The sequence below is a fragment of the Reichenbachiella versicolor genome, assembly GCF_003171675.1.
In the GTDB taxonomy this organism is placed as follows: Bacteria; Bacteroidota; Bacteroidia; order Cytophagales; family Cyclobacteriaceae; genus Reichenbachiella; species Reichenbachiella versicolor.
This window is the reverse complement of record NZ_QFZQ01000001.1, coordinates 379,686-400,954: the sequence shown is the minus strand read 5'-3', so window position 1 is coordinate 400,954 and position 21,269 is coordinate 379,686. Positions and strand designations below refer to the sequence as shown.

Genomic DNA, 21,269 nt, shown 5'->3' with positions numbered 1-21,269 from the left:
AATTTAATAGGATGAACTTAATTATTATTTTGAATTCATTATACATTTAATAGATTTACCTAAGTTAAAATATTAGATAAAACTCAATCATGAAAAGTTATAAAATAGCAGCTGTCAATGGTGATGGAATCGGAAACGAAATCGTACCTGCAGGAGTAGAGGTTCTTATAGAAATTTCAAAGAAACATGGTTTTGAAATGAACTTTGACACCTACCACTATGGAGCTCAATACTACAAGGATCATGGCCACTTCCTTCCAGAAGATGGTTTAGACACCTTGAAAAAGTACGATGCTATTTATTTTGGAGCGGTTGGACTTCCTGAAGTAGACGATACTTTACCATTCAAGCTTTATACTAATTTCATGCGTACCAACTTCAAACAATATGTTAACCTTAGGCCAGTTCATTTATGGGATGGAATAGCCAGTCCCCTTGCTTCAAAAGGTAAAAAGGATATTGACTTTGTTATCATAAGAGAAAATAATGAGGGTGAATTCGTTCAAAACGGTCGTCAGATGTACCCTGACTCACCTGAAGGTTTTGCTACAGAAACTGCACTTTTCACTAGGCAAGGTACTACCAGAGTAGCCCATTACGCTTTCAGGCTAGCTCAAAAGAGAAGAAAAAAACTTACTAATGTAACGAAGTCTAATACCCTAATTCATACTTTATCTTATTGGGATAGAGTAATCGAAGAAGTTGCTCAAGAATATCCTGATGTAGAATATCAAAAAATGTATGTAGACAATGCTTCAGCTAGTTTCGTGCTTCATCCTGAAGTATTTGATGTAATATTAACAACCAACATGATTGGCGATATACTTTCTGATCTTGGGGGAGCAATTATGGGTAGCTTAGGATTGGGAGGCAGTGGAAATATTAATCCAGAAAATGACTTTCCTTCTATGTTTGAACCTATTCACGGATCAGCACCAGATATTGCTGGAAAAAACATTGCTAACCCTATAGGACAATTTTGGTCTGGGGCATTGATGCTAGAACATCTAGGTGAAAACGTTGCAGCATCTGATCTCATGAAAGCTATTCATAAAATGACCTCGAGCGGACTTAAAACTAAAGACCTTGGAGGTACAGCAACAACTGATGATATCACCAAAGCTACTATAGCAGCTGTATTAGAGTCCGAAGTGGCTGTATAGACCAATGATTGACCTGGAGAAATTTATCATTCATGACCTGACCCACTCACTGAACGATCAAATGGTAGGTTTTAGCTCAAAGCCTGCTAAAACGTTGACAAAAGATGGGTGGAATGCACGAACACTATCAATATACTCTCATGCGGGTACACATATGGACTCCCCTTTCCATTTTGGAGTAAGTAATGAAACTATAGATGATTTCACTCCTGAAAACTTAATGTGTTCTGCGGATATATTAGAAGTAGAAATTAAGGAAGCAAAACAGCTTATTACGATTGAAAGCCTAGGTACTCTAGCTAAAAATTTCACCAGTGGAAATGGCCTTTTAATCTGTACCAAATGGTCTGATAAACTGAATGATATTAACTTCAAAAAAGATCTTCCAAGAATCAGTGAAGATTTAGCTATTTGGTGCGTAGAAAAAAAAGTAAAAATTTTAGGTGTAGAACCGCTTTCTGTCGCTGATGTTGAAAATATTGAAGAAGTAACGAAAATTCATCAAATACTCCTAGGAGGAAAGGTTGTTATACTAGAAGGACTTAAGAACCTAGATAAAATTAAAAAAAAGGAAGTATTCTTAATTGCACTTCCACTAAAAATAGAAAATGGTGACGGTGCACCTGCGAGAGTTATTGCCTTTGAAGAAAATGGAGACTGAAACAAATCTAACATATGAATCATTAGTTGATGACCTTCCAGAAATGGTAGATCTACCATCAACCAATCAATTACTTAAGACAGTCAAAGAATCTGCCGACGTAATTATTGTTCTAGATGACGATCCTACTGGTACACAAACAGTTCATGATATTCCGGTTCTCACTGAATGGACATTCGAAGCTATTGTTAGTGAATTAAAAATTGGAACTCCTCTATTTTACATTTTGACCAATAGCCGCAGCCTTCCCGAAAATCAAGCTAAAAAACTAGGATTAGAAATAGCCCATAATATAAAACAGGCTACACAAAAACTTGAAAAAAAACACATTGTCATAAGTCGGTCTGATAGCACCTTAAGAGGTCATTATCCATTAGAAATTGACATACTTAACACAGTATTTAAACCGAATAAAGCGGTTCAATTTCTGATACCTGCTTTCTTCGAAGGTGGTAGATACACTATTAATGACATACACTATGTCAAAGAAGGTATAAAAATGACTCCAGCTCATTTGACGCCTTTTGCCAAGGACAAAGTGTTTGGTTTTAAAAATAGTCAACTAATAAAGTGGGTGAGTGAGAAATATAATGGTGAGTTGCTTCAAGAAATCCATTCATTGACTCTCTCAGAAATAAGAAGCGAATTGACGGATGTTTTATGTACTAAAGTAAATCGACTGAACAGTGGTGACATATGTATTGTTAATGCAATTAACTATGATGACTTAAAAAAAGTCATATTTGCAATATTACAATCTGAGGTAACTCCACTTTTTAGGACAGCAGCATCTACTATTGCTACCTTCACCCAACAAGACACACATTTTATAACAAACAAAATATGTGGCCCTAACTCCAATGGCGGATTAATAGTTTTAGGATCATATGTACCTAAATCTACTCAACAACTAAATCATACTTTAAAAAACACAAATCTCCACCCAATAAAAGTCAACGTCAATGACCTTTTAAAGAATCAAGCAGTCAATGAATCGGAACTAGCCAAAAGAATAGATTATCATATTGAGCAAGGAACTGATGTTATTCTTTACACTAGTAGAGAACTTGTTTCTAGTTCAAACAAAGAAAAGAACTTAGATATAGGTTCTACAGTATCAAAATACTTAACCAACATAGTATCAATTTTAGATGTAAAGCCAAGATATGTTATTGCAAAAGGTGGAATTACCTCTAGTGATTTAGCAACTAAGAGTCTTAAAATAAAACGAGCTTTAGTTAAAGGGCAGTTAATCCCAGGGGTACCAGTATGGGAACAACTTGCCGATAGTAAGTTCCCAGGAATCCCTTATATTATCTTTCCGGGAAATGTTGGTAACGAATCCAGTCTCACTGAAGCAATAAATAAACTAACTATAAACCTTTTATGAAACTACCAACCAGACATATTGTCGTCTCAGGCATGTTTATCTTATCTCTCCTACTTTATGTTGACAGAGTTTGCATCTCTGTCGCAAAAGAAACTATCCAAGCAGACTTGGGTTTATCAGATATATATATGGGTTGGGTACTTTCAGCTTTTGCTCTAGGATATGCACTTTTTCAAGTTCCGAGTGGCATGTTATCCGATGAATTTGGACCCCGAAAGGTACTAGCATCCATAGTTTCGGTATGGTCAGTTTTCACAGCTATGACGGGGTTTGCTTGGAACTACTTATCTCTAATATTTACTAGGTTCTTATTTGGAGCGGGAGAAGCAGGAGCATTCCCAGGCATGTCTAGAGCTATTTTTTCATGGATTCCACTCAAGGAAAGGGGGCTTGTTTTAGGTCTCAACTTTTCTGGTTCAAGACTTGGAGCCGCGTTCGCTTTACCGTTCGTAGCTTGGTTGATAAGTGAATTTGGATGGAGAACATCTTTTTATATTCTAGGTGTTATTGGAGTGGTTTGGGCTGTAATTTGGTGGTTTGTATTTAGAGACGACCCAGAAAAGCATCCCTTCATTAGCGAAGAAGAAAAAAAACATATTCTATTAAACAGACAACAACCTGAAACTACAAAAAAAGAAAAACTCATTATTGGAACTCTTTTAAAATCCTCCAATATGAAAATTGCTATCATACAGTACTTTTGTAGCAACTTCACTTTCTATTTTGCATTGACTTGGCTCTTCCCTTACCTTAAAGAAACCTACTCATTAAATAGCCTTGAGGCTGGATGGTATTCTATTGCTCCATTTGTTGCTGGTGCTGGTGGCAACTGGATTGCTGGAATTTTAATTGATAGAATATACGCTGCTGGAAAATGGAACCTATCTAGAAAATTACCAGCCATAATTGGATTCTCCCTAGCAGCCATAGGGTTAATAGGAAGTATTTTTATGAAAACACCGATTACAGCAGTCATTATGCTCAGCATTGCCATTTTAGGAGCAGATATGACACTACCACCTTCATGGGCTCTATGTGTAGATATTGGTAAGAGCAATGCCGGAACAGCTTCAGGAGCCATGAATATGGCTGGAAATATTGGCTCATTCTTAACAGCACTTGCATTTCCATACCTTACAGCTTGGACAGGTACAGTTGATTACTTTTTTTATACTGCAGCTGGACTAAACATTATTGCGGTGGTCATTTGGTCAAGAACAAAAGCAAAAGCCGGTTTAGCTTATTGATTAAATAAGGATGAATAAATTAAAAATTGTAAGCATAGGAGCTGGGTATTTTTCTAAATTTCACATAGAAGCTTGGAAACGTATTCCTGAAGTAGAATTGGTTGCAATATGTGACCTAGACTTGCCAAAGGCTGTAGAAATGGCTAATGAATTTGAAGTCAAACATACTTTTGAAACCTTAGAAGATGCTTTTAATAATATTGACTTTGATATAGTTGATATCATTACGCCTCCCTCTAGTCATTTAAAACTTTGTCAGCAAGCAGCTTCTCATGGAAAGCATATTCTTTGTCAAAAACCTCTTGCCCCTTCTTACAGTGAAGCCAAGAAGCTAGTAGAATCAATGAACCAGTCAGGGGTTCAGTTTATGGTACATGAGAATTTTAGATTCCAACCTTGGCACCAAAAAATTAAACAGCTCTTAAATAGTGGTATAATTGGAAGCAAAATTTTCTCGCTATATCACAGAATGAGAATGGGAGATGGATGGCCAGACGATGCATACCTAGCTCGTCAACCTTATTTCAGAGAAATGCCTCGATTGCTTATTTATGAGACCGGTATTCATTTTATAGATGTGTTCAGATACTTACTTGGAGACATTCAATCTGTCTATGCAAAACTTAGAAAACTAAATCAACATATTGCAGGAGAAGATTCTGGTATTGTTATGTTTGAAATAGAAGGCGGTATTCAAGCAATATTAGATGCCAATCGATACAATGAAGTAGAATGCCCCAATCCAAGATACACTTTTGGTGAAACACGTGTTGATGCAGAAGGAGGAAGTCTTCGATTAGATATTTTTGGTAATATTTTTATAAAAAAGCTCGGAAAACCTGAAGAACAAATCGAATACCAGCACAACCAAATCAATTTTGCCGGAGATTGTGTTTACTACACTCAAAAACATTTTATTGATTGCATGATTAAAAATATTCCTTTTGATATCACTGGCAACCACTACTTGCAAAATCTCAAAGTTCAAGAAGCTGTATATCAAAGTCATCAGCAAAAGAGAGAAGTCAAAATAGATAACTAAAAGCCTACTTTCACCCCTAAAAGAAGGAAAAAACACTTTTCCCCCTTACTATTCGACAGTTACATTATTGTAAAATCTTGATGTAGAATTGCACATATCGACTCTACTTTCTACCTTGCTATTGCATCTGTAAAATTCCTTCATTCAAGTATTTTTTATGCTTGAACCCATTTTATTTTCTGATTTGTCAACCAATTACAAGTATTGTAAAGGCTAATAAATTGGAGCAACCAAAAAAACCTTAACTTTAATTGAATTTCGGTCAAAAGCCGTAGAGAAGTAAATTTTATAATCGCTAACTAAACATGAGAATACTCGCGAACCCACTGTGTAAAACAGCAGCGTTGTTAGTATTTGCTCTTTTTATGCAATCTACTGTTCAAGCTCAGGACAGTACTCGTCAGCAAAAAAAAGGGGTGGATATTATCATTACACAGTCACCAAAAATCATTATCAATTTAGAATCCACAAAAGACAACTTTTGTAATGGTGAACAAAAAGGAGCCATTGACATTTCAGCAGAAGGTGGATATCCTCCGTATAAGTACTATTGGAGTCATGGAGCTACTAGTCAAGATGTCGCAGGTCTAGCAGCTGGCACATATAAAGTAGCAGTCTATGACGGATTTAGTTGTAGTGATACTTTAGAAATTGAGATCAAACAGCCTGAGAAGCTTGAAGCCAAAGTTATCGGTACCAAGGATATCTTGTGTTTTGGGTATAATCAGGGAGAAATTGATATTGATGTTGAAGGGGGTATTGAACCATATGCCTATAGTTGGAGTAATGGTACAAGGTCTCAAGATCTTACTGGTGTAATTTCTGGAGAGTATTCAGTATTAGTAACAGATGCTAATAACTGTCAAGAAATTGTAACAGCAGAAGTAAAGGAAACGCCTCTGATCGTACGATCTGTAGACGATGTAAAGAATATTCTTTGTCAAGGAGACCAATCAGGTGAAGTTAACATCTCCGTTGATGGTGGTCGCCCCCCCTATTCTTACAATTGGAATAATGGAGCAACTACGCAAGATATTAGCAACTTACCTGCAGGAAACTATGAAGTAACAGTTACTGACTCTGAAGGCTGTTCTGAAGTATCAACAGCTAAAGTTCATGAGCCAGAAAAGCTTGAACTCTCATTTGATCGAATCAGAAATGTAAGATGTTTCGGAGATCATGGTGGAGCAATAGATATTCATGTGCAAGGAGGGGTTCAACCCTATAAATATGATTGGAGTAATGGTCTGAACTCTCAAGATATTGCAGGCGTTCAAGCAGGTGAATACTCGGTCAAAGTAGTTGATGAAAACGGGTGTTTAGACACTTTAAAAACAAGTATTACTCAACCAGAAAATCTTGAGGTTAAGGTTTTAGAGTCTAAAAATGTATCTTTTCATGGAGGAGCAGACGGTAACGTATCTATTTCAGTAGAAGGTGGTACCGCACCTTACAAATATCAATGGAATAATAACTCTACAACTCAAAATGTAGACGGTCTGAAGACAGGTAATTACAACGTAAGAGTTACAGATGCTACAGGATGTAACAAGATTGTAAATGTAACTATAGAACAACCAGCAGAACTTACTGCTAGAATTGATTATGCAACTGACATCAAGTGTTTTGGTGATCAGACTGGTGAAATAGGAATATCTGTAGAAGGCGGAGTTCAGCCTTATACTTTTAATTGGAATAGTGGACAACAAACTGAGGATCTAACAGCTCTTCCTGCTGGAGAGTATAGTGTGACTATTACGGATGCGAATGATTTCAAAATTCAATTAGACACTATACTATCTCAACCTGACAAATTTGCCGCTGAAATCACTACAGTTACTGATATCCTTTGTTTCAGTGAAGTGAAAGGTGGTATAGATGTAGATGTAACTGGTGGTCTTGCGCCATATAAATACCATTGGTCGAACGGCATGATTACTCAAGATATATCAGACGTTCCTGCAGGAGACTACTCTGTTAAAATCCTCGATGCAAACCGATGTGAGTTGAACTTAGAAGCTTCTATCACTCAACCAGAAGAATTAGTTGTTGGATTCAATAAAGTCACAAATGTTTTGTGTTTTGATCAACGAACTGGGGCTATTGATGTAGACGTTCAAGGGGGAAGCACGCCATATACTTTTGAATGGAACAATGGATTGACTACTCAAAATATAGCTGAAGTAAAAGCAGGGGATTATGAAGTAATTGTTAAAGACAATAATGGTTGTGAGAAAATAATCAATACTAGAATAGAAGAACCTGAACTTCTACTTGTCAGAGAAGGCAAAGTTGGAAACATTGATTGTTTCGGTAATAATACTGGTGAAATCAATCTAAATGTCTCAGGTGGAGTTAAGCCTTATAATTATGTTTGGAATACTGGTGATTCAATCCAAAACCTAAGTCAACTAGCTGCTGGTAAATATACTTTGAGTGTAATGGATAAAAACGGCTGTAAAACTGGCTATGACAAACTTCTTACCTCCCCTCCTAAGTTAAAAACTACTTTAGCTAAAATCACAAACAACCTTTGTGCTGAAGATAGACTTGGAGAGGTGAATGTTGAGGTTTCTGGTGGAGTGAAACCTTATAATTACCAATGGAACAATGGAGCTACTTCTCAAGATATTGTTGATGTAAAAAGTGGCCTTTATAAGCTAGAAATAGTTGACACCAATGGATGTAAAGATACTATCAGTGCTGAGGTAACTGAACCTCCTGTGATCGAAACTTCAGTTGACGTGACTCATATCTTATGTTATGGTGAGAATACCGGTGCTATTAATCTCTCTGTAAAAGGTGGTAAATCACCTTACACTTACAAGTGGAGTAACGGATCCACTACTCAGGATATATCAGATTTGAAAACAGGACAGTATTCTGTAGTGGTAACAGATGCCAACGGATGTACTAGTATAAGAGATGTAGTCATTAATCAGCCAACCAAGTTCATCGCTATTCTTGAGTCTGAGAAACATATTAAATGTTATGGACAAAGTACGGGTGCTGTCACTATTAGAACTACAGGAGGTGTAACTCCATATACTTTTGCCTGGAGCAATGGAGCTACTACACAGAACCTTGCAGAAATTCCTGCAGGAGAATATACATTAACAGCAACTGACGCTAACGGTTGTACTCAAATTGTAAGCAGTACTATCAACCAGCCAAGCGAGGTTAAGTACACTGTTAAAAACATTACTAATGTTAACTGCTTCGGTGCAGAAGAAGGTGCTATTGATATTTCTATTACAGGAGGTGTAGGACCATATCAATACTCTTGGAGCAATGGAGCTACTACACAAGACCTTGTAAATGTTCCTGCAGGAAAGTACAAAGTTCAAATTGCTGAAGGTAATGGCTGTCAAAATGATATAGATGTTGAGATTAAGCAACCTCCATTGCTAGTATTAAACTTGGATACGTTAGGGCATGTTCTTTGTAATGGAAATAACACTGGATTTATCAATGTTTCAGTAGAAGGAGGAACAGCACCATATAAATATAGCTGGAGTAACGGTTCTCAAACCCAAGACATCAAAAACCTAGTAGCAGGTAAATATACTTTGACTGTAACTGATGCTAAAGGATGTACTAAAACTGCTTCTACTGCAATCAAAGAACCAACTCCTTTCGTAGCATCTATCTTAAATGTCGAAGACATTAAGTGTTCAGGAGACTACACAGGAAAGATTGCATTGAATGTGATGGGTGGAGTAAAACCATATACTTTCAAATGGAGTAATGGTGCTACAACTCAAAATCTGGATAATTTACCAGCAGGAACCTATTCAGTAAGTATTACTGATGCCAATGGTTGTATCCAGAGATTGACTCAAGTTATCACACAACCTGAACCTCTTCAAAGCACTCTGGTTTCTTCATCTGACATCTCTTGTGCTGGAGGAAGTGACGGGTCGATCAATATTTCAGTAACAGGAGGAACAACCCCTTACAGATACATGTGGTCTAATAGAGCACAAACTCAGGACATTAGTGATGTAATGGCTGGTAACTATGCTGTCATTATCAAAGATAAAAATGGATGTACTGATTCTACTATCAATGTTACTTTGACTCAACCTGAAAAACTGATTGCTGAGTTCAAAAAAGTTACAAATATCAGAACATTTGGTAACAGAACCGGAGCTATTGATTTAGCAGTCAAAGGGGGTGTAGCGCCATACAGATACAGTTGGAGTAACGGGTCTGCAACTGAAGATATAAGTACACTACCTGCAGGTAACTACTCTGTAAACGTGGAAGACTCTAAAGGCTGTGAGGTGATGCTGCATACTGTTATTACTCAGCCGCCTGCATTGGAAGCTAAAATCTCTCGCATCACAAATATCATGTGTCAAGGAGAAAGTACAGGAGCAATAGAGTCAGTGGTAACAGGTGGAGTTAAGCCATATACCTTCTCTTGGACGAATGGTGATAGTACTCAAAACGTAAATAACATCCCTGCTGGAGAATATGCTTTGACTGTAGTGGATGCGAATGGACATGTTGAAGTGGTACCTGCTACCGTCACTGAGCCAATAGGAATGAACATTCAAATTGACAATATAGATCACGTACTTTGTAATGGAGCTACCACTGGTTCTATCGCACTTACTGTAATCGGTGGTGTATCACCTTACACTTACTCTTGGAACACTGGTCAAAACACTCAAGATTTGACGAATATCCCTGCTGGTGACTACGAAGTAACTGTTACTGATAAAAACGGATGTCAGAAGACTCTTCCTATCAAAGTTGAGGAGCCAGAAGATCTTCAAGCTAAAATTGCTTCAATCGACAATGTAAAATGTAACGGAGACAATGAAGGTAATATCAGAATCGAAGTACTAGGAGGCGAAAAGCCTTACAAGTATAGTTGGAGCAATGGAGAGAAATCTCAGAATTTGAATAACGTGATTGCCGATGATTATCAATTGGTAATTACTGACGCTAATGGATGTATTGAAAACTTGACTGCTTCAGTAACTGAACCTCCTAAAATGGTGGCAGAGTTCGGGAACATTGTTAATAACAACTGTTTCCAGCAAACAATGGGATCGATTGAAACTAAAGTTACAGGTGGAGCTGGAATTTATACTTATAGTTGGAATACTGGAGACAGTACCAGAAACATTAAGTTCCTTAAAGCTGGAGATTATGATGTGATCATCAGAGATACTCTTGGTTGTGAACAGAAGTTAGCAACTACAATCGAAGAACCTGAAGAGCTCTTAGCCTCTATTGTGGATCAAACGAATATCAAGTGTAGCAGTGATAGTGATGGAGCGGTATCTATCGATGTTGAAGGTGGTACTTCACCATATCAGTACGAATGGAGCAGTGGTCATGATACTAAAGACCTTTCGAATTTGGTAGCTGGTCAGTATAAGCTTACAGTTAGAGATGATAAAATGTGTACCAAAGAAGTGATTGTTGACATCACTGAACCTACACCTCTACAATTGGCTCTAGATACGGTACAACACAACCTTTGTAATGGTGACAAAAAAGGTTTAGTAGACATCACTGTAAGTGGTGGAGTCACTCCTTACCAATATTTCTGGAGTAATGGAGAACGCACAGAGGATTTGATCAACGTTATTTCAAATGCCTATACTGTCCAAGTAAAAGATGCCAATGACTGTAAACAAGAAATCAATACTGAGGTAACTGAGCCTGAGGTTTTGATTGCCAAAGTTGAGGATATTACTAATGTCAATTGCTATGGTGACGAAACTGGCGTATTGACTTCTAAAGTAACTGGAGGTGTAGCACCATATTCATATAACTGGAATAATGGAAGTACTCAGCCTTCACTAAACAATGTAATGGCAGGTAATTATACAGCTATTGTTACTGATCAAAATGGATGTACAACCAAATTGTCAGCTGAAATAGAACAACCTGTTAAATTGATATCTACTATAGATGCTATCACAGACATCCAGTGTTTTGGTGAGAAAACAGGAGCAGTTTACGTTACAGCATTAGAAGGAGTTGAACCTTACCAGTTTGCTTGGAGTAATGGTGAAACTACCGAAGATATCATTGGATTATCTGCTGGTAAGTATGAACTATCAATTACTCAAGGTAACGGTTGTGTGAGTACATTAGAAGCCGAGATCGTACAGCCACCATCATTCGAAACAGAAATTGCCGATATCAAAGACGTTAACTGTTTTGGAGAAAGCACTGGATCTATTGATATCACTGCTGCTGGAGGTGTTGAACCATATGAGTTTGCATGGAGTAATGGTGCTACTAGTCAAAATATCAGTGAAGCAGTAGCTGATGATTATTCAGTCATGATTACTGATGCCAATGGCTGTTTGAATACTATCAATGCTTCAATAGAGCAACCTGATGAACTTGAACTGACTATTGACTCTGTTCGCAACGTTAAGTGTTGTGGAGATCAAAGTGGTGCGATCTTTATCTCTGTCAATGGAGGTACAGAACCTTACAAGTATCAATGGAGTAACGGTGCTACTACACAGGATATCCAAAACCTTATTTTGGGTAGATATACTGTAGTCGTAACTGATGCTGTTGGTTGTGAGATCCGTACTTTGGATAGTGATGAACTTAACCTTTACGAGCAAGTTGTTACTACTGGTAAATTCATCACAAGAAATATTGAGTTTGATGTAGGAAAGTCTACAATCAAGCCTGAATCTTTCCGTATCGTGAATAAGATTGCTACTTTAATGAAAGAGCACCCGGACTTGACATTCCGAATCGAAGGTCACACGGATGCTGATGGTACTATCGAAGCAAACCAGAGACTTTCTGAAAACAGATCTAAAGCGATTAAGGAAGCTCTTATCAAATTTGGTATAGCGGACTCTAGACTATATACCAAAGGATGGGGAGAAAGCAAACCAATTGCTTCTAACTTGACTCAAGAAGGTAAGAGACAAAACAGAAGAGTTGAATTCGTAAGTTTGACCGGTACACTTAGTGGTAAAATGGTCGACAACGAAGGTCTATAAACACTAATTGAAGAAACCTAACGAGAGGCTGTAGTATTTTCAAATGTTAACTTCTGACACAAGTAAATCAGAAAAACCACGTTCATTTGAAGTACTACAGCCTTTATTTCATTAATCAGAATTACATTGACAAATAGAAGACTGAATATAATATGGAGAAAAGCCTCTGTAGGGCTCTTCTTACTATTCATTTTCTTGATATCTGCACAAAGCTCTTTTGCTCAGAAACGATTACCTAAACATCGATCGGTAGAAGACAGTCTAATCAAAGTCTGGGGCAAACTCCAAAGACAATCTTATTTTTCAGGTAAATACGAAGAATCAGTCTATTATTTTGACTCTTTATTAGAACAACAAGGAGTAAGGATAAATTATGTATCCTATCGAATTGGATTGTTTTGTGCAAAAAAAGCTAACCTGAAAAGAGATCTAGATTTTGGTGAGAAAGTATTTGGCAAACAAATAATGTCAGAAAAATGGCGCCTAGTAGTGAATGTTAACGAAAAGCTCTATACACGATGCTCACATCCTCCTGAACCGAATGGAGGAATTAAAAGATTTGAACGCTATCTTAAAAAAAACCTAGAATATCCTAAAGAGGCAATAGAAAGACAAGTCGAAGGATCTGTAGAGGTTCAGTTTGTTATCAATAAAGATGGGACAATTGGAGGAGCCTGTGTACATAAAGGTCTCACCAGAGAGTGTAATAGAGAAGCAGAAAGGTTAATCAGAAATTCACCCAGATGGCATGGTGCTAAACATGGTGAAAAACCAGTGTACTTTAGAAAAACGATTAATATAGATTTTAAGCTCCCAAAATAAACCTTAAGCTATTGCTTTAATGTAAGATCAAAACGAATGACCGCCTGATTATACTCTACATACTCTGGGCTAATATAAGTCTTCCATTTAGATCCATTTTTGACAGCTTCTAATACAGCATTCCCAAAAACTGCATCCGAACTATTTCTTAAGCCAACGTGATTTGGGTTACCATCATCAGACACTTCTAAACTCACTTCAGCAAACTGAGCATTTCCATCCTCTAATAGCACTTTCTTATTCTTTAGTCTGGTTAAAATTTCATCTGCATACTTGCTGAACCCTGATACGGGACTTGGACTTTCAGAACTTTGAGAAGATGCTACTAACTTATACTCTACGACCTTTTTAGCTTCCTCTTTCTTCTTTATGACAGAATTTGGTTGAGTTCTCTGAACCTCTTCTTCTACTTTTGAAACTTCCTCTTGAGGCTGGATCTTATTAGGCTCCTCCTTTATTAGTTTCGATTTTTGAGGCTTTTCTTCTTTAGGTTCTATCTTTTTAGATTCCTGCTTTGAAACTAAGGGCGCTGTTTTAAATGAGTTCTGCTTTGATTCTGATTGTTCACTGATTACTTCTTTAGTCACAGGATCAGGAATAGTTTTTTGCTCATCTACCGTCACTTCCTGGCTTTCATCAACTATTATTTCTTCGTCCTTTACAACAGAATCCTCAACAAACTCTGACACTATTACAATATCTCGACTCAACGAATCATTATTGACTAAATCATTGTTTGGTTGTATATCTTCAACCTCAACTTTCTTATCATTAAATAAGAAATTGACTAAAAAATAACTCCCAATCCCAGTTATAACTAATAGGCTTAGTATTAATTTTAAAGAAGGTTTTCTATTAGGGGTTGACCTTAGGTTTTCAACTTTTTTCCTACATGCATCGCATTCTTCAAGATGCCTTTCAATGCGGATCATATCATCCACGAAAAGATCCATTTTAATATATGCAATCAACTCTTCTTTGGTCGGATGACCTTTAGATTTAGAACTCATAAATCCAAAATACAAATTTGTGAATTAAGTCACTAAAGTTATTTAGCTGATTCCTTTATTTAGTGCTCTTGTTCTTAAAAACTGGCCAAGTATTCCTTTAAGATATTCGCCCAAATATCATAACCGCTTTGATTCATATGTAACATATCTTCAATGAATAATTCTGGACGAGTATTACCTTCAGGATCCAACATAGCTGGATGAATATCTATCAAATTAGTGTTAGGACGTTTTGCAACTATTTCGGAAAGTCGTCTATTGAATTCTCTTATCTCCTCCATTAAGTAAATCCTATCTGGACTTGGCTTTACTGTCATAATGGCTACCGTAATATCACCAAATCTTTGGTCTATTTGATCTATCAAAAGCTGAAGATTTGCAATTACTTCTCTAGGATTGGGCACATGGCTAAGGTCATTATCTCCACCATAAAGAATGATCTGCTTAGGTTTGACATGCTCAAATACTTCCTTAAAGTAATAGCTGCACCACAAATAAGTAGATCCTCCAAACCCCAAATTCAAAACTCGATTCGGAGCAAGATCTCTTTCCATATTAGCCCAAAGACGGATAGACGAACTACCAAAGAAAACAGTCAAATCCTCAGGTTGAGAGATAGATAGTATTTTCTTTTTTAACTGCTCTATTTCATCTGTCCAAATGTCAGGAGACTCAGGCAGTTTGATATTCTTCACATACTCATCTAGCATCAGTTGGTTAGAATATTTCTTCGCTTTCTCTACTTCTTCAGCAAACTCTTTCTGATACTCTAACACAAACTCCTTGAGAGATTGACCTGCTTTGACTCTCTCAGATAGCTTGAAAGGTTTAAGAATTTTACTATAGAGCTTTACGTCTGAGATGCGCTTATCGAAATTGCAAAAGACGACAGGAACAATATTTGGATCTATTCCAGATCTATCCGCTACGTTAAAAGGTCCCATTTTGAATGGCCCAGGAGACTGCTCTGTAGAGTAAGAAGTACCCTCAGGACTAATCACCATATTACCTCCATCCTTTATCCAGTTGACAGCTTTTTCATAAAAAGCTTCCTTAGCCTTAGACCTAACATGCCCATCATGCATGTCTGAATCTTTTGTAAATACTGTAATAAACCCAAGATTTTCATAATAATCCTGATGTCCATATTCAATACTCTTACCAAACCTGACAGTCCGCATACCTGGATCTCCATATTTCTCATACAGAACCGAACTCAGGAAATGTGAATCCAAAGTCAGCTGAAAAAGATTGGGTAATGTATAATAGCTATCATTCAAAAGATGATTGTAAATAAAAATGTTACCTCCTTCATCAGGTAGGTTTTCAAATCCATCTAATTGAATATTTGTTTTCTTAAATACTTCTTTAGTTTTTTCCGCACAAATAACCCTATTCTCCTTCGCTTTATCAGGAGTACTTTCAGCTACAGCAGTGTACACCTCCCCTATTTTCTCTAAGAATTGAGTCTCGTATTCTTCACTTTTCAACAAGTCCAGACAAATCGAAGCAATGTGTCTTTCATGAATCGTGCCGTCATGACTGAGCTTATGCAATGCCTTGAAAGCACTAGGCTTAGTAGCGGTTTCTTTGAGTAAATGAGGAATTTGATGAAGTATAGACGATAGCGGGAGTTTTGGTCTATTGATATCTATGATGTGCTTAACTGATACGATGTCGTATTCGTCCAGTAAATAAATATAACGGCTATGTGACAGTTCTAGCTGATTTCCCAATAGCCAGATAAGCATTTTATAAAATGCAATCCCGAACTCTGTCCCTGAAACCAATCTATGTAAATCCTTTTCACGAATGTGATAAATCAATGTCTTACGTTCAGCTCTTGCGCGGCAAACATCCTTTACTCCTAAAGCACTTGACCAGCCGAAAATATAACCAGGAGTAGAAATCGACCTTAAATCCAGAAAGACATCATCTTCTACCCTTCTAAGAGAAACATCACCCTCTATTAGTATATTAATACCATGAGCATAATCGTCTTGGTCATGAATCAAGTCTCCCGCTTCATATCGCCGCATGTGCATCAACTCAGCTAGTGATACAATATCTTCCTCTTGAAACTCTCCGAAAAACGGTGAGCTACTTAAAAGCTTGACTCTTTCTTCAAGTGTACTTTCTTCAGATATAAAATAACTATCCATCTCTACAGCATTATGCTGTACTTTTGGACTCAACAAGGCAGTTTGTTTGCGGAGAGAAAGATCTAACTGATGATATAGATTATCTCCGATAGTTCTCAGAATCTTATCATCCATTTCTTCCAAGAAGTCCTCCACTGGCATCTTTAACAGAACCGCCTCTTCAGAATTAACCACTACATCACAAGCGTATCGTTTCGGTGGAATGAGACAATTCCAACCTACTGCAGTATCCTCTCTGGAGACAGTATAGAGTAAAGTTTCTTCATTGGATATTTCATCTCTAAGTAGATAGGCTAGCTCTCCTTGTTTTAAAAAGTATACGTAATGCACTTTGGCGTACATATAACAAATCTTGTAGCCTTTTTTTAAGACTACTGCTTCGCTTAAGTTGAATTTCGCTGTTCTGATATCGGTTGAGTTTGAATGATTTAGTAATTACTTATGAGAGTGCTATTCTACAAAATAACCAAGATTTATTGAAAGCCTCAAAGGCACCTTAACTTGACTCTGTACACTACTCTTTAAATCAAGCACTTACTTTAACAAAATGAAATAAAGACATCTTAAAACCTGTGTTTTAACACCTTTAAAAGCGATAGCGAAATCGCTATGCAACAAGTTACTAATAGTAGTTTTTTATTAACTAATGGAAGGTTATTAATCCGGATGCTATAAATCAAGCTCTCGAACACAAGAATAAAGCAACTGATCCAATAGACTACAACCTGTGCTAATGAGGTTCTATAATCAAGTACATGGAGAATCTTAGGAATTTTATTTAAATGCTAGACCAAAGGGTCTTGGAATTACACCCAAAGGGCTATCGTCCAGCGATTAAAAATGATTCTGTTTATACAAAAATGAAATTGAGACTCAATAAGTAAGTATCTTGCGTTACCGAAATTAAAATATCCACTATGAAATCTATTAAACCCTTTCTGATTGTACTATCTATATCATTTATAGCCGCGATTTTAGTACAATGTACCGGAGCAGAAACTGAGGAACCAAATGAATTAACAATTGAAAAAATTTCATTTAAACAACCTACATTAAACATTGTCCTTGGAACCACTATTGATTTAGACTCACTTTTGGAAATAACTGGGGTAGACTCCGCCCAAGCTAAATTTACCTTTACTTCTAGCGACAATGAGGTAGTCAAAATCGAAGATAACATATTGGAAACGGTCGACACGGGTCAGTCTACCATCACCGCTACAGAAATCAATACTAATCTCAAAGACTCCGTATTAGTAACAATTGTCGATAAATATATCCCCCTAGAATCAATAAGCTTCTCTGAAGCTTCAATTGAAGTAGATATGGGTAGTTCTTTTCAACTTACTGTAACTAAATCACCTTCTGACAATACGAATACCAATGATATAAAGTGGTCATTATCGTTAGTAACTGAGGATGAAGTAGAAGCAGATTATTATGCTACCATTGACGAAAAAGGAATAATTACTGGAATTAATGAGTGCAATGAATGCTTGGAGTTAACTGCAACGACTACAGAAGGTGATAAAACTATTTCTACCTCTACATTAGTAAGTGTCATTTCAAATTATATCCCTATTGAATCATTGAGCTTTACTGAAGTATCTCTCAAAATTGGTATGGGAGAGGTTTCTACACTTACAGTTACTAAGTCTCCCTCCGACAATACGAATACTAGCAATATTACATGGGCGCTTTCATTGGTCAATGAAGAGAAAGTAACTGTTGACTATTACGCTACCATTGACCAGAATGGAACTATAAAAGGTATAAATGAATGTAAGGAATGCTTAGAAGTGACTGCTACAATTGTAGAAGGTGACAACAAAATTTCAGCTTCAGCCTTGGTAAGTATAGAATATATTCCAGTGTCTAGCATCTCTATTGTACCTAATAACTTCTCAATGTTAGCTGGAGAGACAAAACAATTGGAAGTCAAGATCCTCCCTGAAAATGCAAGTGATAAAACAATATCTTGGAATGTGACAGCAATTCCGATAAGAAGCAAGTGTGAAGTTTTGAATGAAGAAATCATTTCACCACTAGCATTAGCACTAGACTATGCGACGATCGATCAGAAAGGCTTACTTACTGCTAATACTTCACTTAATCAAGTGTGCGAGTTCATGCAAGTGACTGCCATTAGTGCAAGAAAAGAAGTAACTACCGTGGTAGATTTTGACATCTCAAAATTAGTCATCACAGATGTAAAAGCTCAACAAATACTTTCACCTTACAAACTAGATTGTCCTTCTACTCCAATCACTTTAGAAGCTAGATTCTATCCTGAAAACACGAAGCAAAACGTAGTTTGGAAATCAGATTCTGACTTAATTTCTATTGATGCTGGTGGAACAATGTCCTTTAAAGACCCAACAGCAACGGCTACTGTAAATATAACTGCGACAATGTCCTCTGGACAAAGTACTTCAATCCAAGTAGTAACTAGCTGTACTCCCAAATAAACCTTAAGTTCTCAATCAAAATAAATTTTCTCATTCTAAACAGACCTACTTATGATCTAATTCGATTTAATCGATTAAGGGTATAAACAAAAATAAATCAGGCTGAGAGAGTGTTTTGAACATAAGATTCTATTATTCGTTTTTCTAGTCTAGACAGTTTAAAAATAGCATGCTTTATTTTCATAAAAACACTGACAAGCTTGGTGATGACATCAAAGACTTTCTTCAGAACATTTCTGCGGCTCATAAAATAGTAGACATCCAAGATCAAGAATCGCATTTAGTCCTTGATGGAAAGCCGATCATTGGAGAGCAAGCTGTGTTTAGATACCTTGATTCATTAAAGAGTATATTAGAAAATGAACACGTTCTCTCAGCCGATGCTTGTATTGTAAGACCTAGTGGAGATGGTAAAGTTTGTTGAGTTTCATCATCATTCATCAACAGTCTCTGCCTCTGCTAGAACCGCCAATATAATCCCAAACAAAGTTCCGGTAACAGTAAAAAAACTTCCTACTCCTGTAAGTTCTGACTCCCGAATTACATTACCCCTTGCAGGCAAATTGTTATTGGTATTAATAATGTCCGAGAGCCAAAAACTATGATCTAGAACTTTAGGGTGTTCCCCATTCAATGTATTGATATGAATATAACTTCGATAGTGGTAGGCGGAGTTGTTAGGATCAAATGAGTAATACCCATACTTTCCAAAAATAGAATCACACTCATGGACTTTTGGCATGGCAAAATGTTGATATGAAGTGTGTACTGCGTCATATATCTCGGTGACCGTAGAATGTGGAGGAATATATTCTCTTGTAGCTGAAGGAATAAACTCTCCTGAACCTAAAATTTGCATTTCATGGGTACTTTTTGCTGACGCAAACTGATAAGAAGTTGCCTCCAGATTAAAACTACCTTTTCGAAAGGCCTTTGCACGACCATTTATAACCATTGATGATTTGTCCCAATCTACATAAATCAGACTGTCGCTATTATTGTAAATAGTTACCATAAATCCCGAACCAGCCAGAAAACTATAGTTCACTTCTACTTCATCCTCTATAGACTTAAACCCTTCATACCTATCGTAAGGCAAATCACTAGAAAACACTAAATATTGAGACTTAGTACAACTCATCAATACAAGAGAGGCTAGGCAAATGGGGAGAATTCTGCTTTTCATATTTATATCAGTTAATAGATTTTACACCTAGCTTAACAAAGTGCATACCAACAAACAGAAATCGGATAAATAAACCTGATTAATATTGTAGTATTTCTTAAGACTGTTTGATTAGATGTCGTCTGACATTCCATTAACCAAGCCTTACAATTGACCTTCTAAACATTACATCTGATCAACCAGATGTTACATTTCATCAACCAAGCATTACATTTCATCAAACAGGCATTACATGCGATCAACCAGGCGTTACATTTCATTAACCAAACATTACATGCGATCAACCATGCGTTACATCTCATTAACCATACATTACATGTGATCAACCAGACGTTACATCTTATCAAACAGGCACTGCATGTGATCAACTATGGATACAGTTAGCATAGATATCAATGATTATTAACGAAACCTTCATTTGTAGAGAAGTTTAGAAAAGCTAGTTTTACTTATCAGACATCTATCTAATAATCTCTTATGAAAAAAATAATCGAATTCATTAAATCAACCTTACTAGGAGGTTTTATTGTAATCCTGCCACTTCTTATCCTAATTACCTTCGTGTCATGGGCGTTTAGTTTCGCAAAAAATTCTTAGCTCCTTATGCTAAATATTTAAGTGACTTGACTGGTCTATCTGACTCTACCTCTACCTTTTTAGTAGGGCTATTCTTTATTTTATTATGTTTTGGTGTCGGGTCCTTTGTACAGACACAATTGGGACAAGTGGTCTACAGAAAGATTGAAGGCAGTATGATCGAAAAAATTCCCTTTTACAAAGTCATTAAAGAAACTGTTTCTCAGTTTTTTGGAAAGAATAAATCTCCATTCTCTTCAGTTGCTTTGGTGAAAGTTTTTGGTAATGACACGATGGTTACAGCTTTCATTACAGACGAACACGAAGATGGCAGTTGTACTGTATTCGTTCCAACGGGGCCCAACCCGACTTCAGGCGCAATCTATCATGTAAAAGAAGAAAACCTCACTAGGCTCAATGCCAATATTGATGATACTATGAGATCGATCATCAGCTGTGGTGCAGGCTCTGACAGAATAATGAAACAAACACCTGAAAAGACTTAATGCTCACTTAGCTAATTTTTAAGAAGTTAAGTTTATCT

General features: G+C 36.8%; 14 protein-coding genes. 11 read left to right on the top strand and 3 right to left on the bottom strand.

The features are described from left to right. Positions 1-89: 89 nt before the first annotated feature. From DKG80_RS01670 to DKG80_RS01640, 7 genes are all read left to right on the top strand, one after another. Positions 90-1,163, top strand: a complete 1,074-nt coding sequence (locus tag DKG80_RS01670; protein ID WP_109829549.1) for a tartrate dehydrogenase — start codon at positions 90-92, stop codon at positions 1,161-1,163. Positions 1,164-1,167: 4 nt separating this feature from the next. Beyond that, on the top strand, positions 1,168-1,824 hold the full coding sequence (locus DKG80_RS01665) for a cyclase family protein (protein ID WP_109829548.1): 657 nt from the start codon (positions 1,168-1,170) through the stop codon (positions 1,822-1,824). Beyond that, on the top strand, positions 1,814-3,214 hold the full coding sequence (locus DKG80_RS01660; RefSeq protein ID WP_162555621.1) for a four-carbon acid sugar kinase family protein: 1,401 nt from the start codon (positions 1,814-1,816) through the stop codon (positions 3,212-3,214). Before DKG80_RS01665 ends, DKG80_RS01660 begins: the two co-directional genes overlap by 11 nt. Further along, positions 3,211-4,461 (top strand): MFS transporter, encoded by a 1,251-nt coding sequence (locus DKG80_RS01655; protein WP_109829546.1) that lies wholly within the window; start codon positions 3,211-3,213, stop codon positions 4,459-4,461. Before DKG80_RS01660 ends, DKG80_RS01655 begins: the two co-directional genes overlap by 4 nt. A 10-nt stretch (positions 4,462-4,471) precedes the next feature. Then, positions 4,472-5,503 carry a Gfo/Idh/MocA family protein gene (locus tag DKG80_RS01650; protein ID WP_109829545.1) on the top strand — a complete coding sequence of 344 codons (1,032 nt, stop codon included), beginning with the start codon at positions 4,472-4,474 and terminating at the stop codon, positions 5,501-5,503. 305 nt (positions 5,504-5,808) lie between these two features. Continuing rightward, positions 5,809-12,501, top strand: coding sequence for an OmpA family protein (locus DKG80_RS01645; protein ID WP_109829544.1), 6,693 nt, complete (start codon positions 5,809-5,811; stop codon positions 12,499-12,501). Between the two features lie 126 nt (positions 12,502-12,627). Beyond that, complete coding sequence (locus tag DKG80_RS01640) at positions 12,628-13,323, top strand: energy transducer TonB (RefSeq protein WP_109829543.1); 696 nt, start codon at positions 12,628-12,630, stop codon at positions 13,321-13,323. A gap of 8 nt (positions 13,324-13,331) precedes the next feature. On the opposite strand, the gene DKG80_RS01635 is transcribed toward DKG80_RS01640, so the two are convergent. Beyond that, entirely contained in the window at positions 13,332-14,333 is a 1,002-nt protein-coding gene (locus tag DKG80_RS01635; RefSeq protein ID WP_109829542.1) for an anti-sigma factor family protein, read from the bottom strand. A gap of 74 nt (positions 14,334-14,407) precedes the next feature. Next, positions 14,408-16,837: a GDSL-type esterase/lipase family protein gene (locus tag DKG80_RS01630; RefSeq protein WP_109829541.1), complete on the bottom strand. Its 2,430-nt coding sequence runs from the start codon at positions 16,835-16,837 to the stop codon at positions 14,408-14,410. Between the two features lie 575 nt (positions 16,838-17,412). Here DKG80_RS01630 and DKG80_RS01625 point away from each other — a divergent pair. Both DKG80_RS01625 and DKG80_RS01620 read left to right on the top strand, forming a co-directional pair. Then, positions 17,413-18,963: an Ig-like domain-containing protein gene (locus DKG80_RS01625; protein WP_109829540.1), complete on the top strand. Its 1,551-nt coding sequence runs from the start codon at positions 17,413-17,415 to the stop codon at positions 18,961-18,963. A gap of 169 nt (positions 18,964-19,132) precedes the next feature. Beyond that, positions 19,133-19,387 carry a hypothetical protein gene (locus DKG80_RS01620; protein ID WP_109829539.1) on the top strand — a complete coding sequence of 85 codons (255 nt, stop codon included), beginning with the start codon at positions 19,133-19,135 and terminating at the stop codon, positions 19,385-19,387. 9 nt (positions 19,388-19,396) lie between these two features. Here DKG80_RS01620 and DKG80_RS01615 read toward each other — a convergent pair whose 3' ends face one another. Further along, a complete protein-coding gene (locus DKG80_RS01615; RefSeq protein WP_162555620.1) occupies positions 19,397-20,149 on the bottom strand; it encodes a hypothetical protein in 753 nt (250 codons plus the stop codon). 183 nt (positions 20,150-20,332) lie between these two features. Here DKG80_RS01615 and DKG80_RS21040 point away from each other — a divergent pair, with 183 nt between their 5' ends. Beyond that, positions 20,333-20,533 (top strand): hypothetical protein, encoded by a 201-nt coding sequence (locus tag DKG80_RS21040; protein ID WP_162555619.1) that lies wholly within the window; start codon positions 20,333-20,335, stop codon positions 20,531-20,533. Between the two features lie 239 nt (positions 20,534-20,772). Beyond that, complete coding sequence (locus DKG80_RS01610) at positions 20,773-21,231, top strand: DUF502 domain-containing protein (protein WP_109829537.1); 459 nt, start codon at positions 20,773-20,775, stop codon at positions 21,229-21,231. Positions 21,232-21,269: the final 38 nt, after the last annotated feature.

Bases quoted from the DNA above. Each gene is read 5' to 3' on its own strand.
- DKG80_RS01670 (WP_109829549.1), top strand. From the start codon at position 90: ATGAAAAGTTATAAAATAGCAGCTGTCAATGGTGATGGAATCGGAAAC.
- DKG80_RS01615 (WP_162555620.1), bottom strand. From the start codon at position 20,149: ATGAAAAGCAGAATTCTCCCCATTTGCCTAGCCTCTCTTGTATTGATG.
- DKG80_RS01635 (WP_109829542.1), bottom strand. From the start codon at position 14,333: ATGAGTTCTAAATCTAAAGGTCATCCGACCAAAGAAGAGTTGATTGCA.
- DKG80_RS01625 (WP_109829540.1), top strand. From the start codon at position 17,413: ATGAAATCTATTAAACCCTTTCTGATTGTACTATCTATATCATTTATA.
- DKG80_RS01665 (WP_109829548.1), top strand. From the start codon at position 1,168: ATGATTGACCTGGAGAAATTTATCATTCATGACCTGACCCACTCACTG.
- DKG80_RS01620 (WP_109829539.1), top strand. From the start codon at position 19,133: ATGCTTTATTTTCATAAAAACACTGACAAGCTTGGTGATGACATCAAA.
- DKG80_RS01645 (WP_109829544.1), top strand. From the start codon at position 5,809: ATGAGAATACTCGCGAACCCACTGTGTAAAACAGCAGCGTTGTTAGTA.
- DKG80_RS01630 (WP_109829541.1), bottom strand. From the start codon at position 16,837: ATGTACGCCAAAGTGCATTACGTATACTTTTTAAAACAAGGAGAGCTA.
- DKG80_RS01655 (WP_109829546.1), top strand. From the start codon at position 3,211: ATGAAACTACCAACCAGACATATTGTCGTCTCAGGCATGTTTATCTTA.
- DKG80_RS21040 (WP_162555619.1), top strand. From the start codon at position 20,333: ATGTTACATTTCATCAACCAAGCATTACATTTCATCAAACAGGCATTA.
- DKG80_RS01650 (WP_109829545.1), top strand. From the start codon at position 4,472: ATGAATAAATTAAAAATTGTAAGCATAGGAGCTGGGTATTTTTCTAAA.
- DKG80_RS01660 (WP_162555621.1), top strand. From the start codon at position 1,814: ATGGAGACTGAAACAAATCTAACATATGAATCATTAGTTGATGACCTT.